The sequence below is a fragment of the Pectobacterium nicotianae genome, from assembly GCF_023272715.1.
GTDB lineage: Bacteria > Pseudomonadota > Gammaproteobacteria > Enterobacterales > Enterobacteriaceae > Pectobacterium > Pectobacterium brasiliense.
The window spans coordinates 2,052,201-2,067,603 of sequence record NZ_CP096821.1 but is presented as its reverse complement, the minus strand read 5'-3'; the positions used below and the strand labels follow the sequence as shown (position 1 = coordinate 2,067,603).

The following is a 15,403-nucleotide window of genomic DNA, read 5'->3' as shown; positions in this document are numbered from 1 at the left end:
TTGTTCCAGTAAAATCTATCAAAATCTACTCATATCTAATGGTTTTAAGTACATTTTTAAGTCCATGTGAATACGGGTAACCTCACTTCCAGATTGTTACTGTTAAACAACACTACCGAGAACCAAAATCCAGCTCTGATCTTAATCAGGAGCGACGATCATGGTACTTTCTGCTATAGCGGTTCGCCATGCAAAAGCAATTGGCAAAGCCTATACACTCCCAGATGATAATGGCCTTTCTCTTTCCGTCTCACCAAACGGTGGGAAATCTTGGCATTTCCGCTATTACTGGCTAGGTAAACAAAAACGCCTATCTCTTGGCACCTACCCCAAAGTGTCACTGCAAGAAGCCAGAAACCTGCGAGATGAAACGAAAGCTTTGTTAGATGCGGGAATAAACCCTCAGTCTGCTCGTAAGCAAAAACGCTATGCTATACAGCTAGCTGTCGAAAATGATTTTGAATCCGTGTTCAAAAAATGGGCTGAATATAGATCTTTAGAACTCAAAGAGGATAAAAAAGGAACCCTTTCCCAAATTCAGCGCACATTTAATAACGACATCTTACCCCAAATTGGCAAGATGCCTATTTATGACATCCGTCGTATAGATCTATTAAAAATCTTATCCAAGATTGAACAGCGAAGAGCATTTACAACAGCAGAAAAAGCGCGCAGTTGGCTTGGGCAATTATTTCGCTATGCTGTGGTAAAAATAGATGGTCTTGATGTTAACCCTGCTATGGATCTGAAAGAAGTTGCGCTACCAAAACCGCCAGAAATTCACAATCCATTCTTACACATGTCAGAGTTACCGTCATTTTTAAGTAAATTGCGTAAATACTCAGGTAATGAAACTACACAACTTGGTATTCGCTTACTTTTTCTTACCGGGGTTCGCACTGGCGAATTACGTCTCGCTACACCAGAACAGTTCGATTTAGAGCGTGGTCTTTGGCTTATTCCTCCCGAAGAGGTGAAGCAACTACAAAAAAGCATGCGAAAAAATAGAAAACGGCCACAGGATATCCCTCCTTATATTGTTCCTTTATCTGCACAGGCAATTGAAGTAATCAGGTACTTGATAGATAAAGTTAAACCAGCCCAGCACTATTTATTGCCACATTACTATAACTTACAAGAGCGTATAAGTGAAAACACTCTCAATAATGCTCTGAAACGTATGGGATATAAAGATAAACTCACAGGCCATGGTATACGTGGCACAATTTCAACAGCACTGAACGAAATTGGTTACCCTAAAGTTTGGGTAGATGCCCAGCTTTCTCATGCTGATCCAAATAAAGTTAGCTCTGCATATAACCATGCTAGCTATGTAGAGCCACGTAGACGTATGATGCAAGATTGGGCTGACAGGCTCGATTTATTAGAGCAAGGATTTGTTGAATCAGCAATGAAGCATTTGACTATCTATATCGCTGGAATTCCCACTATGCTGGATACAGATAGTAATTTACCTATACCACCAGTAACAACAACTCCTCCAGCAGCCACTTCAACTTCTATAGTTGCAACAAATGATGAAAATAACAACAACCAAACATTCCAACGACTTTCACCTCTACCACCAAAATATAGTGGGAAAGACGCATCCGAAAAAATCATCACAGAAATACAAAAAAAACGCATAGACATGCTTAACATATATGAAGAACCGCACAATCTATCAGTATCCCAATTTGCTAAACTGGCTGGTAAATCTCGAGACCAAATTAACCGGGAGATAAAATCGAATAAATTACTAACAATAAACATCGGCAATCGTGGGCAACGAATTCCAGATTGGCAACTCGATCCTATAAAGAAAAAATTGATTCAGGCGGTACTTAAATCATCAGATAAAGCAGACTCATGGACATTTTATCAAGCTTTATCTAATAGAAATAAAACATTAGATAACCAATCTCCTATTGATGTAGTTAATTCCAAAAACCTAGACATGATAGTTACAATAATTAATAAAGTTACAAGCACTCACCTCTTTTAGAGGTGATATATCATAGAATTAACTGAGTTAAACATTTCATTAAAACCCGCAATGCCATGCGGGTTTTAATATTTCTGAAAAAATTCATCAGCGTGATTTATCATAAATCTATATTGCACGGCACTCGCACTATTGAAATTAACATCAGCAGTTCCGCAGGTGATTTATTAGAAAAAAGATCAACATCACACCCCCTATAATTGACGGTATCTTTACTTTTTCCTTCGCGTAATATTCACCTGAAATCTCATTGAGTTGCATCAGTGAAACCATCACAGAACAGGGAATGGATCATTAACATCAGATAACCAAAACAAGTTAGTCCTTCTGTTGTTTCAGAACCCCAAAGTTACTTGTAAAAAGGAGCAATAAAACATGAGGATCCGTCACTTACATTATTTTTTGGTTGTTGCAGAAGAACAGAGCTTCGCAAGAGCCGCCGCCAGAGTCCATATAGAACCATCACCACTATCCCGTGCGATTAAGGAACTGGAACAACAGCTTGGGGTTCAATTGCTGCACCGTAACAAAGGCCGTATTCGACTGACATGGCCTGGGGAGGTATTCCGCGAGGAAGCTCAACGTATTGTTAACTTTATCGAAAACGCCAAAACACGTGTACATGCTGCAGCGAAAGGTTACAGAGGCAGGCTCCGTATAGGCCTATGCGACAGCCTGGCTCAACCTCGGCTGACACAATTACTTGCCCGATGCCGAGAAGAAGAACCACGTACAGAAATACGTATCACCGAGATGTCCGTCAACGAAATGCTTCAGGCTCTGGCTCACGACCAAATAGATGCAGGGTTCACTATTGACGATATCAGCCTCTCTGGCTACACCAAACAACCAGTCTGGAGTGAACGTCCTGCTGTCGCCATTCCACGTAATCATCCCCTCCTTTCTCTAGAGTTTATTTCTGTCGCCGAAGCATTTCGCTATCCTCTAGTCCTCTGCCATCCAGAACGATGCGCAGGGGGATATAACGTCATCCGACGCTGGTTTAATGACGCATCATTATCACAACCTAATATTGCCGAGTACATTTCCGGCCACGAATCGATGCTCATGCTGGTAGCTGCAGGATACGGTATCGGCATAGGTCTTGAGTCACAACTCTCATTATATAACCATCCGAATGTAATTATACGGGCAACGTCTTACGATATCCCAGACTCATCGACCAACATCATCACGACGGAAAAATATTATTCACCAGAGCTAGAACGCTTTATCAACCGTGCGCTTGAAATTGGCGAATTGCAGTCTGCTCACATGTCGACAGTCCCTACAGAACTACATTCAGATGGGTAAGTTGCACCAGTTAATGTCTTACTTTATTTGTCTGCCGCATGACAGGCACAGTTAGTGTCTGTTACCTCCATTACCCCCTCAATTTTCTGATGCTCTCCATTCAATATCAACCAATCAAGCGAATAATAAGCAATCATATAATTTACATTGAGCCTGACATTTTCAGTCTGGTGAACGACATAATAGAGCCCATTGAACTGGGTTCTATTTCATGCGTAAAAACACCGACAACAGAAACACTGTACCGCCATTTATTCTTCATAAACATTGCCGGACGAAGAGCCGGATAAGCGCTGACGAATATACCCAGTAGTCTCTGTCTTTCAGTCAGCTAAAAAACCGTAACCAGCACATCCCTATTGTTTGATGAAACGGAATGATGAGGTCTTTTTAATAGTCATCACACCTCATGAACGCTACCAAACACCAAGGAGTGACAGTAATGAACGCTGAGAACACGACACCACTACCAGAGCACCGTATTTTGCGTCGCCCCGAAGTTGAGGCTAAAACCGGGTTCAAACGCGCCCATATCTATAACCTAATGAAAGAAGGTCGCTTTCCTAAGCCAATACGCCTCGGTGTACGAGCAGTAGGCTGGGATTCGGTCGAAATTGATCGGTGGATCACTGACCGTCTCAAAGAACGCATCTGACTGCTCTAGTCATACGATAAGGAGCAACTCATGCAAACATCAACAAAAGGTGGTATCAGCAAAGCCACCGTCCACTGTACCGGTTTAGCGGTCGCACTACCTGCATTTAGACTCATCTGGATGATGACCAGTAATTTATGGCATCCCGAATTCTACTACATTACCGGAAAAAACCATGGAGGGGCCTATCATGTCTCACCTCCATGAATTAGCTCGGGGCCACAAGCAACTACTACCGCTGATCGAATACGCACTGCAAGAAGGCTGGGAGGTTGTGCGTACCTCTGGTGGGCATTTGAAGTTCACCAAGCCCGGTATGCCACCGATCTTCACCAGTTCGACAGCTAGCGACTATCGTGCCGGGCGTAATGCGCGCGCCTTACTACGGCGAACACAACACCAGTTTGCTACTGACGAATCCTCTCCTGACAAGGGAGGCCACCATGCCTGATATTTCCGTACAAGACCTTGCCGGCAAACTTCTGAGCGAAGGCTTCACGAGCAAAGCACCCATTGCAGAGGTGTTGAGCGCACCTATTGCAGAAACGGCAATGGTTATCACGCTTGATGAGCTATCACCGTATGAGCTTGATCCACGACTAACGCGCAACCCGCTCTACGACGAGATCAAAGCCTCAATACGCGAGCGCGGACTCGACTCACCGCCCTCCATCACTCAGCGCCCAGGGGCAAAGGGCTATATCATTCGCAACGGAGGCAATACCAGACTCTCGATCCTGCGCGAACTCTGGACTGAGACCAGAGACGAACGCTTTTTCCGCATTCCATGCCTGTTCCGCCCATGGCCGGAACGCGGTGAAATCATCGCATTAACGGGGCATCTGGCTGAGAACGAGCTGCACGGTGGCCTGTCATTTATTGAACGTGCCCTGGGCGTCAATAAAGCACGGGAGCTTTATGAAGAAGAGACCGGGAAATCACTGTCACAGTCAGAGCTGGCCCGCCGACTCAAGGCCGATGGCTACCCTGTCCCCCAGCCCCATATCAGTCGCATGCAAGAGGCCATTCAATACTTGCTTCCGGCCATCCCTACTGTGCTTTATGCCGGGCTGGGAAGGCATCAGGTAGAGCAGTTGACCAGCCTGCGGCGTGCTGCTGAACGGGCCTGGTCCGCTCGCAGCACCAACACACACCACCACATCGACTTCACCACCTTGTTTCAGGATGTGTTGGTGATGTTCGACAGCACACCGGGCAATTTCAGTGTCCAGCGCGTACAGGATGAGTTGATTGGACAAATGGCCGATCTGCTGGAGATGGAATACGACACGCTGGCATTCGAGATCACCGACACCGATCGGCGTTGGCAGTTACTCAGCAATGAAGCACCATCGGCTGAGCCTGGGGCATCGACGCTGCAAGAGAAGACGCCATTACCCGTCACGCCGCCCGGCGTTACATCGGAATCCACGTCGCCCAGGAACATCGAGCCATCAACGACCAGCAAGGCGTCTACACAACCGGCACAGCCCCCTTCTGAACCTGTTGGCCGCGCCTCACAAGACAAATCTGCGACAGGAAACGACGAGCATGCCACGCTACTGCAACAGCATGTTGTTTCTCCTGCTGGCACAACCGAACGGCTGCAGTCGATTCAGCGGCTGGTCGCTGACCATACTGGCGAGACCCTGCCGGACTTCGAACGCAATATCTTGCAATCCATCCCTATCCAGGCCGATAGCCTGTATCCGATCACTGATATCTGGCACATTGAAGCATCACTGGATGAACCTTCTCGACTACGCACCCATATTGCGCAGTTTGCCGCAGAAATCGCCCATGAAGTCGGTGCACAAGATGCTATTGAGCCCTACGAAAATGGCATCGGATTCAGTTGCAAATGCGCCGATGACCGTGTCAACACAGATACGTCAGCATCCATGGTGCTGGCGCTGCTGCACGCTCTGAGCGCCCCCTATCTGCCCGCCACACATCCGTTTTCAGATACCACGTCTTCGATCCGGTTTGGGCTACTCGGGCATTTGTTGCAGGGGATACTGGACGCGAGCAATGACGCCAACGATGCACCACAGCGGCTCAATGACAGCGCACTGGTGAAGCTGTTCCGATTGCTACGGCTGACCCGCAGGCTGATCGACATTGAGAACGGCACACAGGATGACGGCGACGTCATTCCCGGATCATGAGGAGCACAGCCATGACCGGTCCACACCCTCTCAATCAGGCTGTCATCGCACAGGCACTGCATGATCTGCGCAATGGCCAATTGCGCAGAGCCAAGTCCATGGGATTCGATGACACCGACCTTGACGCACTGAAACATCCTGCCATGGCAAGTGTGCTGGCCAACGCTAACGTGTCCTGGTGCTCCGTCGTGGTCAATCGAGATGTACTGCGTCGCCTCCTGCATCAGGTCGACGATGTAACCGAGGAAGTCGCCAGAATCGACCGGCTTCTGCGCCTGGGTGCCAGTACCGAACTTATCAGCAAGTTCTTCGGGCTCACCCATCAGGAAATCGCGTTGCGCCGCAGCGTGATCGGATTGCCAAAAAGGAAAGGTCGCCATCCGGTTCTGACCGAAGAGCAGGATACCAATCTTTGGCACCGCTGGTCTGCCGCAGCCAAGTCACAAAAAGTGGCACTCAATGACGATATGGCTATGCTGGATATCGCAGCGGAGCTTGCCGAAGCCACGGATCTGCCGCTGTCCGTTATCTGGAGTGCCATACGCGGATGGATTGATGAAGGGCAGACCAGATGACGGGTGGCCAGCCACGCACAAACGGCCCCATCCGGCTGAATGAGTTGTTCGACCAGGCGTTCTCCCGTCTGCAACCGCAATCTGCGAAGCCGGTTCAATCCGCCTCATCGCCTGCGGCAACGGATGGTTTCCTCTTCAGCGGCAATCACCACGACAGTGTGCCACGGGCACTACTGATGGACGGGCGGCTCACACCGCTTGAACGCAACGGCTGGCAAGTTTTCCGGTTGATGCTCGCAGAAGATGGTATCACCGCGATGCCAACGTACGATCAGCTCGCCCCCTGGCTCGCTTCCATGCCGTGCGCGGCCAAAGCGTCTCACGAAACAGTCGCACGCACCCTGACGATGCTGCGCCTGACCCGATGGATCAGCCTGGTCAGGCGCAGACGTGATCCACGCACAGGCCGCATTCTGGGCAACCTCTATGTCCTGCATGATGAGCCACTCACGCCCTATGAGGCAATCCAGCTTGACGCCGACTACCTGGCGCTGGTCAGCCAGTCTCTGGTTCATGCCAGCAAATCTGTCCAGCGTGTCGGCATGTATACGCTACAGGAGATGTCCCAGGACTCGATGCTCAGCGGCCAGGTACTGCCAACCCGATTGCAGGTGCTGACGCAGCGTCTGGCCGCACAGGGCTGGCGCATGGATTCACGTTACCCACAGGATATGAACGATCACAATTCCGAAGAAGGGATAACGCCCCCTCTTCGGAATAATGGCGACCTGACTTCGGATTCCAAATCAGGCCTGAGCGCCAGCAAAATCAACCCACTTCGGAATCCGAAGAGCATAAGTACAGTACATATAAAAGAAAATAATAAAAAAATACTTACAGTACCGCGTGCGCAAGAGCTTGGAATGCTGAGTTTCCCGGAGCGTTTTATGGCACTCAAGGCTGAGCAGCAATCCGGTGCGCTGGCCGCATTACAGTCGGTTGAACCCGGTTTGCACCAATCCGTCCTTGACGAATGGGATGCCCGTTGCACGACAACCACCATTCGCAATCCTGCGGGCTATCTGTTTGGCATCATCCAGAAAGCCCTGCGTGGTGATTTCCGAGCCTGGGCTGGGCAGAAGGACAACACACAAATAACGCCTGCCACCAAACCACGTGAAGCGCCTCCTCCACCGCAGCCGCCTGCGGCAAACAGAGATGTCGCACTGGCCCATCTGGCACGGTTGCGCAAATTGCTGGATGCCCCCTGAATTCGACATGTCCACAATCATCCATAGTCGTCTATACCCTGGGTATAGCTGCATACATAGCCTTCCAGACGAGATGCACAGACTCACGCAGAAATAGCCATGCATCGTCCACTGACGTCCACAGTCGCCTATACCCTGGGTATAGCTGCACACAGCCTTCCCTCGCAGGCCGTCCGGCGCTTCGCAAAACAGGCTGACCAGCAGTGCGGTTTCATGACTGACGGCCTTCCCGTTGCAGCCGAAGCTGACGACTCGTTTCACTACAGAGAGTCATCACTATGGCCCACGAAAACAATGCCACTGAATCCTTGCAATTGAACCTGGGGTCATTGCGCAGTGCGATGTCACTGACCCTGCATACTCACCACGCATCGCGTATCTGGCACGGACGCGCAGCCGCAGAAGGCAAACCCAGCATCGTCGGCTTGAACGGATTTGTCTCCATCATGAACAAGCTCAAGCGCGGGGCCGAGCAGGACGATCCCTACTCCGACTGGTGGATGTTGCGCATCGAAGACAAGCTGGCGCTCACCAAAGAACAGCTCCAGAGCTTGCGCCAACAAGTGGATCAGGCACTGGCAGACGTACCGTCCGCGCTAAGCCTTGGAGAAAACATGAATGTGCAACCCGTCAAGCTGCCACTGTTCGTCTCCTCGCAACTGGGCTTTATGGCGGTCTATTTACTGGCAGACTACGACGATCTTGCCCGCCGCCTGATCCTGGCCCACCACACCGCATTGATCGACCGATCAACTCTCGAACGTTGGCTTAACGACGGTGCCCATGCCCTGCGCAGTCTCTTCAGTCTGGCACAGCAATACCGCTACTCCGGTACCCAGCGTGACGACTTTGCCGCCAACAATGCCGCAGCCCGTGCCGCAGTGGAAAAGTTCGGAGAACTGCCGCAGGACGTACTCGAAGGCGCGCGCCGTTCACGCTTCGCACCACCTTTGATCCGTCGTGGACAAACGCATATGGCGCACTCAGGCACCACGAATCAAACACCCTCACACGAGGACGAGCCTGCGGATGCCCCTGCCAGCGCCAGCGAAAAGCCAACCGAAGGTGCACAAAATAGCGAGGATGACCACGCATGAGCACATCGACACGTTTCACCATGCTGGAACAGACCGCCTTCCAGCAGTTGGAACATGCAGGCTACCTAAAAGGCCTTTTAAAACCTTTTAAAGGTAAAGGGGCACTCGAAGTCTGGGCCAGCCAATGCGAGGCACTGCGCGACGGCCTGATCGTGCTGGCGCAGCGGCAGGTTCTGGCGCAGGCACGCAGCCATCCCTTCAACCTGCTACCGACGCAACTGGCCCAGCAAACCACTGGCGCAGGCACCACTTTTCTGCGCTGGCGCAACCTCGACCGCAGCAGCATGGGCGTGGCCCTGTGGCAAGAAGTGATGGTCAACCCAGCCACGCCACCCGGACTCATCAGCGATTTACATGCAATGGAAGTCCAGCGAGCCGTGCTGAACATGCAGGTTAGCCTGTTGCACACACTCACACGCCAGGCCAGGGACTGCGCCAGCAAACTGGTTCATGCCGACGAAGTTTATCTGCGCCGGACAGGCCATCAGGCAGATCTGAGCCAGCCACATCCAGGTGAAGACCGCATGATATATCCGGCATCGGTACAACGCCGTTGACGGTTTCCGCCTGCATTGTCTTTCCAGTGCGGGCCTTTCACATCAAGCAGGAGTCATCAATATGAGTACACATTTCAGCGGCGAGGGAAATATCGGCTCTGCGCCAGAATTCCACGAATATCCCAACGGTAACGAAGAACCACGTCGGGTGCTGCGCCTGAACGTCTACTTCGACAACCCCGTCCCCGGCAAGAGCAGTGCCTTTGAAGATCGCGGCGGCTTCTGGCGGCCGGTTGACTGGTGGCATCGTGACGCGGAACAATTCGCCGAGCTGTTCCAGAAAGGCATGCGAGTCGTGGTCAGCGGACGTGTAGAGCGAGATGACTGGACCGATGAGAACAACAATCCGCGTACGACTTATCGAGTCAATGCACGCAGTGTTGGTATCCTCCCTTACCGGATCGAGGCTATCATCCTGAGCCCCAAGCCGGGGGCCGCAGATCCGGTGTCTCAGGCCGAGTAACACATTGCACTTCAGGACGATCACCGACAGCGGTCGTCCCCTATTCCACTGATGTCTATTGCGTTTCGCGCGCTCCAGCACAAGAAGTTGGCTGCGTAAACGAGCCGTGCCCAGTGTAGGCCTTTCTCGACACCTAAGCCGCCGCAGGCGCACTCTTGATACACCTTCAGCCTGGATGCGAATGGTGTGCCATTCACCGATGATTGGCATCAAACTCGAAAATCAAATACGTTGGCTCGCAATCCGCATTCTTTATCATTTTAAACGCTCCAACCGGGAATACTCGACGGCATGATTCACGTGCCGAGAGAATTCTATGAGGCTATTTCTGTGCGAGAAGCCCTCTCAGGGCAAAGATATCGGACGTGTACTGGGGGCCACCCAAAGAGGTAATGGCTGCCTCGCAGGTTCAGGTATCACCGTAACCTGGTGCATTGGTCATCTCGTTGAGGCCGCCCCCCCAGAAACCTATGGCGAACAGTACAAACGCTGGTCTATCGAGCAGTTGCCCATTATCCCTGAGCGCTGGCGTGTCGAAGTCAAATCAAAGACCGCTTCGCAATTCAACGTCGTCAAAGATCTGCTGAGCAAGGCAACCGAGCTGGTCATCGCGACGGATGCTGACCGGGAAGGCGAGTTGATCGCACGCGAGATCATCGAACTGTGCGGTTATCGCGGCCCTATCCAGAGGCTCTGGTTATCGGCACTCAATGACGCGTCGATCCGCAAAGCACTGGCAACGCTCAGGCCATCAAGCGAAACCCTGCCGATGTACTTCTCGGCCCTGGCCCGTTCCCGCGCAGACTGGCTGATCGGCATGAACCTCAGTCGCCTGTTCACCGTCATGGGGCGGCAGGCCGGTTACGACGGCGTACTCTCCGTTGGCCGGGTACAAACCCCAACGCTGAAACTGGTTGTCGATCGCGACCGCGAGATCGCTCGCTTTGTCTCAGTGCCGTTCTGGACAGTCGAGACCGTGCTATCAAGCGCAGGTCAATCTTTCACTGCAGGCTGGCTGGCACCAGATACAGCAACAGACGATGCGGGCCGTTGTCTGCAGGAGCCCATAGCCCGACAAGCGGCCGAACGCATGCGTATTGCTGGCAGCGCACAGGTCACGTCTGTCGAGACGGAACGCCTGCGTGAAGGCCCACCGTTACCCTTCGATCTGGGCACTCTGCAGGAAATCTGTTCCAAACAACTAGGCCTGGATGTGCAGGAAACCCTGGAAATCGCCCAGGCACTGTACGAGACTCACAAAGCCACGACGTACCCGCGCTCAGACTCCGGCTACCTGCCTGAAAGCATGTTCGCCGAAGTGCCTACAGTACTCGACAGTCTTCTCAAGACCGATCCAGGCCTGAGGCCGATCGTTGACCAGCTAGACCGCAATCAGCGATCACGTGCCTGGAACGACAGCAAAGTCACAGCGCACCACGGCATCATCCCCACACTCGAACCCGCTAATCTCACGGCGATGAGCGACAAAGAGCAGGCAGTCTATAAACTGATCCGTGCCCACTATCTGGCGCAGTTTCTGCCGCAACATGAATTCGACCGTACCACCGCGCGCCTGTCATGCACGGGCGAAACACTGCAAGCGGTCGGCAAGCAGATCGTCGTCATCGGGTGGCGACAGGTGCTCACTGAACCCAGGCCAGATGAGGATGGCGAGACCACACTACGCAGCCAGGTTCTGCCAGCGCTGCATGAAGGATTGTCCTGCCAGATAACTGGCATCGACTGTAAAGCACTCAAGACATCGCCGCCACGTCCTTATACCCAGGGCGAACTGGTCAAGGCGATGAAGGGGGTAGCCAAACTGGTCTCAGATCCGCGCCTCAAACAAAAGCTGAAGGACACCACGGGTATCGGTACTGAGGCGACTCGCGCCAATATCATCAAAGGGTTACTTGACCGTGGCTACCTGCTGAAGAAAAGCCGTTCAGTACGCGCCTCCGATGCGGCCTTTACACTCATCGACGCCGTTCCCGGTGCCATTGCCGACCCAGGCATGACTGCTATCTGGGAACAGGCGCTGGACATGATCGAAGCCGGTCAGCTCACACTCGATGTCTTTATCGACAAGCAGTCAGCCTGGATCACGCAATTGGTGCAGCAGTATCGAGGGGCATCTCTGTCTATCAAGGTGCCACAGGGACCCGCATGCCCCGAATGCGGCACCGCTATGCGTCAACGCACCGGCAAGAGCGGGCCATTCTGGTCTTGTCCTCGTTACCCCGACTGTAAAGGCTCTCAGCCTATCGACAGTGGTAAACACACACGCGCCATGCCGCGCAAGCGTAGCCGCAGCTCCCGGGAGCCCTGAGTCGCTCTGAACCCAAAGAGCCATGTCACGTCTTCTGTGATGACATGGCCTCTCCCCCCGCGCCCGTGCGGGAATCCCGGCGCGCCAGTCTTCTGCTAAACCGTGCGCACCTCGCCATGCTCCGGCGGCGAGGCAAGAAGGCAACTCATCCATGGACGCACCAGACGCGTTCCCCCTTCTCCGGTTCTTCCGCCCTCCATGAAGGGTTTCCTGATGCTTTGCTTGAGAGGCCAGGCATCAGGAAACCCTTCGGGGATGACGGTATTCATTGCCGCGCCCAACGGCGAAAAACTGGGTTCCCTTTGTGTGTGGATACATGCCAGAGGATTCCGGCCACAACCACGATAACGGCCGGGTGCGATTGCTGCGACAGCGAACGGTTTTGACGACGACTGCATCCTGAAACAGCCCACAGGTGGTTTCTTCCTACCGAGTCGGAGGCCAGCAGGTCCCCGACACTTTTTCTCCTGATTTACGGCATATCCGGTTGGGCCTGTGGCCTTGAACCAAACAAACAGGAGACACAATGAGCACACAACCCCTACCCCATGCACTGCAGTTCGGCAGTGTTTGCAGCGGTATTGAAGCCGTCAGCCTGGCCTGGGAACCACTCGGTATGAAAGCCGCCTGGTTCTCGGAAATCGATCCCTTTCCGTGTGCCCTACTCGCACACCGCTACCCCCATGTCCCCAATCTCGGCGACATGACGCGCATCGCCAACCAGGTACGCGTTGGTGAGGTCACCGCCCCGGACATTCTTGTTGGCGGAACGCCTTGCCAGGCATTCAGCATCGCCGGTGCGCGGCGGGGGCTGAAAGATCCTCGTGGTGCCTTAACCCTCAGCTACGTGGAGCTTGCCAATGTCATCGACCAAATCCGTCTCAAAAATCATCAGTCCCCCACCACGATCGTCTGGGAAAACGTCCCTGGCGTGCTCAGTGACCGCTCCAACGCCTTTGGCTGCCTGCTGGGCGCACTGGCCGGAGAAAGCCATGCGCTCAACCCGCCAGGGGAAAAATGGGCGCACGCAGGTCACGTGTCTGGACCCCGCCGTCGCCTCGCGTGGCGAGTACTCGACGCCCAACACTTCGGTGTCGCCCAGCGCCGCAAGCGTGTGTTTCTTGTGGCAAGTGGTCGAGACGACCTCGATCCCTGCGAAGTACTTTTTGAGCGCGACAGCGTGCGCGGGCATTCTTATGCGAGCAGCTCGCCGTGGCAAAAAGCTGCCCGCGCTGCTGGAGCAGGCCCTGCGACAGCAAGCGACTATGCCGGACTGAGCCCCTATGACAAGGTGGTCACGACATTCAGTTTCGCTGGCGGTACAGGGCCAGTCAACGTGGCGGCCTGCCTGATGGCAGCCGGTTCCAAACATGACATCTGCACCGAGAACTTCCTGGTGCAGTCGATGGCAGGCCCCCTCAGCCATACACTGAACCCGGCAACGCATGGCAAAGACTACAGGGAAGATGGTGCCAACAAAGGTATCCCGATGATGGCCTTTACCGCTCAGGACTATGGCGCGGATGCCGTAAAAGACGTCACCCCGACATTGCGGACCAGGGCCTGGCCTGCCATCGCCTTTGCACAGAACGGGCGTGGCGAACTGCGCTTGGAATCGGGTCACGGCCAGATCGCTGGCACGCTGCTCGCCAGCGGCGGAAAGCCCGGTCAGGGCATGCCAACCGTGTTCAGCGTCACCCCGCCTGACGCGCACTTCCATTACACGTCGCTTGAGCATGATGGAGAAAACTGGCAGCAATGGAGGGTCAGGCGGCTAATGCCCGTCGAATGCGAACGCTTGCAGGGCATGCCGGATGGCTGGACGCTGGTGCCATATCGCGGCGGCAAACCTGCTGCTGATACCCCCCGCTACAAAGCGATCGGCAATTCTATGGCCGTACCATGCGTAGCCTGGCTGGGTCAGCGTCTGCTCCAGGCATTGCAGACACCCGGGTGACATCGCGCTAACCAATACGTGCACTTCCTGATGCGTGTTGTTCCACACACACGCACCGTTGCCACGTCATGCTGAATACATGTTCGCCGGTGTAGCTGGCAACATCCCAGGCAGTCAAGGCCATCAAGACTGCGACACGCTGACGGTGTGTTGGCTTTCGTTATTTTCTCATTCCACCCATAGGGGCTTTCCTCCCTTGTGGCTGGGGAGCTCCTTTTTTTGGAGACTTTCCCATGGATCATCAAACCATTCGCAATCAGATGCAGTCATTGGTGCGTGACCACGTTCCTTCCAATGCCCGCAGTTTCAGGTTCAACATTTTTGACGGCCAGCCCAAGGTTTCGACACTGGGCTTTCACATTGATCCCAAGCCTTTTGAAGGAAAGATCATCGCCAGGACGGAGGATGCCATTGTCGTCAAGACGGGTCGAATCGAGTTCGCCGTGCTTGACCGGACGCTCGTGACCGACGATCCAGACGAAGGAGCCAAGGTGCAGGTCGAACCCTACGCACGGCATCGCTTCGACGGTCTTCGCGCAGACACCCCCGAAGAGCGCACCGAATACACCGCTGATGGCAAGCCCTACAAGCTCCAGACGTATGTCCTCGGCTCCGCCCCCGCCAAGCTTCCGATCCCGCAACCCCGCTGTCCGGAGTTACAGGAACTGATAAGGCAACTGGAGGAGCTGCCGGCACCGGATGGTTTTCGTCGGATTACGCACCTGCTGGTTGATGCGGGTGCGCGGGATTTCACCTGGATTGATCCACTGCCCAAGGACATCATCGCTACACCACCGGCTATCAGCTTCAACACAAGCACGGCGAAATTCAATGGCCGCGTCACTGTGCAATACGAACGCGCCGACGACCTCTATGCCGTAGTGCTGAGCCACGATGGAGAGTTGGTTGAACGGGTTGACGGTGTGTTCTTCGATACCCTCGGAGACGTACTGTTCAGGCTGATCGACGATGGCAGTTGGCGTCGCATACGTGTGCGCACCATTCAAAAGCCGCTGCGACGCAAGTCATGACGCTACAGACAACCCGTCTATACGGTGGGTTATCTGACCAG

At 53.4% G+C, this 15,403-nt stretch carries 14 protein-coding genes; all 14 read left to right on the top strand.

Translation table 11 applies throughout. The features are described 5' to 3' along the window. Positions 1 to 160: 160 nt before the first annotated feature. The 14 genes from MYB54_RS09350 (at position 161) to MYB54_RS09285 (ending at position 15,362) form a co-directional block, all read left to right on the top strand. The gene (locus tag MYB54_RS09350) at positions 161 to 2,005 is read left to right on the top strand and encodes a tyrosine-type recombinase/integrase (RefSeq protein ID WP_052439313.1); all 1,845 of its coding nucleotides are present in this window, start codon (positions 161 to 163) and stop codon (positions 2,003 to 2,005) included. A 375-nt stretch (positions 2,006 to 2,380) separates the two neighbouring features. Next, positions 2,381 to 3,319 (top strand): LysR family transcriptional regulator, encoded by a 939-nt coding sequence (locus MYB54_RS09345; RefSeq protein WP_005966918.1) that lies wholly within the window; start codon positions 2,381 to 2,383, stop codon positions 3,317 to 3,319. A gap of 442 nt (positions 3,320 to 3,761) precedes the next feature. Beyond that, complete coding sequence (locus MYB54_RS09340; protein ID WP_005966919.1) at positions 3,762 to 3,974, top strand: AlpA family transcriptional regulator; 213 nt, start codon at positions 3,762 to 3,764, stop codon at positions 3,972 to 3,974. 30 nt (positions 3,975 to 4,004) lie between these two features. Then, the gene (locus MYB54_RS09335) at positions 4,005 to 4,181 is read left to right on the top strand and encodes a hypothetical protein (protein ID WP_005966920.1); all 177 of its coding nucleotides are present in this window, start codon (positions 4,005 to 4,007) and stop codon (positions 4,179 to 4,181) included. Then, entirely contained in the window at positions 4,165 to 4,425 is a 261-nt protein-coding gene (locus MYB54_RS09330; RefSeq protein ID WP_005966921.1) for a type II toxin-antitoxin system HicA family toxin, read from the top strand. Before MYB54_RS09335 ends, MYB54_RS09330 begins: the two co-directional genes overlap by 17 nt. Next, positions 4,418 to 6,142 carry a ParB family protein gene (locus MYB54_RS09325; protein WP_005966923.1) on the top strand — a complete coding sequence of 575 codons (1,725 nt, stop codon included), beginning with the start codon at positions 4,418 to 4,420 and terminating at the stop codon, positions 6,140 to 6,142. The genes MYB54_RS09330 and MYB54_RS09325 overlap by 8 nt, the downstream gene beginning before the upstream one ends. After that, positions 6,139 to 6,717 (top strand): DUF2857 domain-containing protein, encoded by a 579-nt coding sequence (locus MYB54_RS09320; RefSeq protein ID WP_461480414.1) that lies wholly within the window; start codon positions 6,139 to 6,141, stop codon positions 6,715 to 6,717. The genes MYB54_RS09325 and MYB54_RS09320 overlap by 4 nt, the downstream gene beginning before the upstream one ends. Beyond that, positions 6,714 to 7,928, top strand: coding sequence for an STY4528 family pathogenicity island replication protein (locus MYB54_RS09315; RefSeq protein WP_005966926.1), 1,215 nt, complete (start codon positions 6,714 to 6,716; stop codon positions 7,926 to 7,928). Before MYB54_RS09320 ends, MYB54_RS09315 begins: the two co-directional genes overlap by 4 nt. 278 nt (positions 7,929 to 8,206) lie before the next feature. Further along, positions 8,207 to 9,025: a PFL_4669 family integrating conjugative element protein gene (locus tag MYB54_RS09310; RefSeq protein WP_005966927.1), complete on the top strand. Its 819-nt coding sequence runs from the start codon at positions 8,207 to 8,209 to the stop codon at positions 9,023 to 9,025. Next, positions 9,022 to 9,582, top strand: a complete 561-nt coding sequence (locus tag MYB54_RS09305; protein WP_005966928.1) for a DUF3158 family protein — start codon at positions 9,022 to 9,024, stop codon at positions 9,580 to 9,582. The genes MYB54_RS09310 and MYB54_RS09305 overlap by 4 nt, the downstream gene beginning before the upstream one ends. Positions 9,583 to 9,643: 61 nt before the next feature. After that, complete coding sequence (locus tag MYB54_RS09300) at positions 9,644 to 10,045, top strand: single-stranded DNA-binding protein (RefSeq protein ID WP_005966929.1); 402 nt, start codon at positions 9,644 to 9,646, stop codon at positions 10,043 to 10,045. Between the two features lie 316 nt (positions 10,046 to 10,361). Beyond that, positions 10,362 to 12,374, top strand: a complete 2,013-nt coding sequence (locus MYB54_RS09295; RefSeq protein ID WP_005966930.1) for a DNA topoisomerase III — start codon at positions 10,362 to 10,364, stop codon at positions 12,372 to 12,374. A 526-nt stretch (positions 12,375 to 12,900) separates the two neighbouring features. Next, positions 12,901 to 14,331 (top strand): DNA cytosine methyltransferase, encoded by a 1,431-nt coding sequence (locus tag MYB54_RS09290; RefSeq protein WP_005966932.1) that lies wholly within the window; start codon positions 12,901 to 12,903, stop codon positions 14,329 to 14,331. Positions 14,332 to 14,564: 233 nt separating this feature from the next. Further along, a complete protein-coding gene (locus tag MYB54_RS09285) occupies positions 14,565 to 15,362 on the top strand; it encodes a hypothetical protein (RefSeq protein ID WP_005966933.1) in 798 nt (265 codons plus the stop codon). Positions 15,363 to 15,403: the final 41 nt, after the last annotated feature.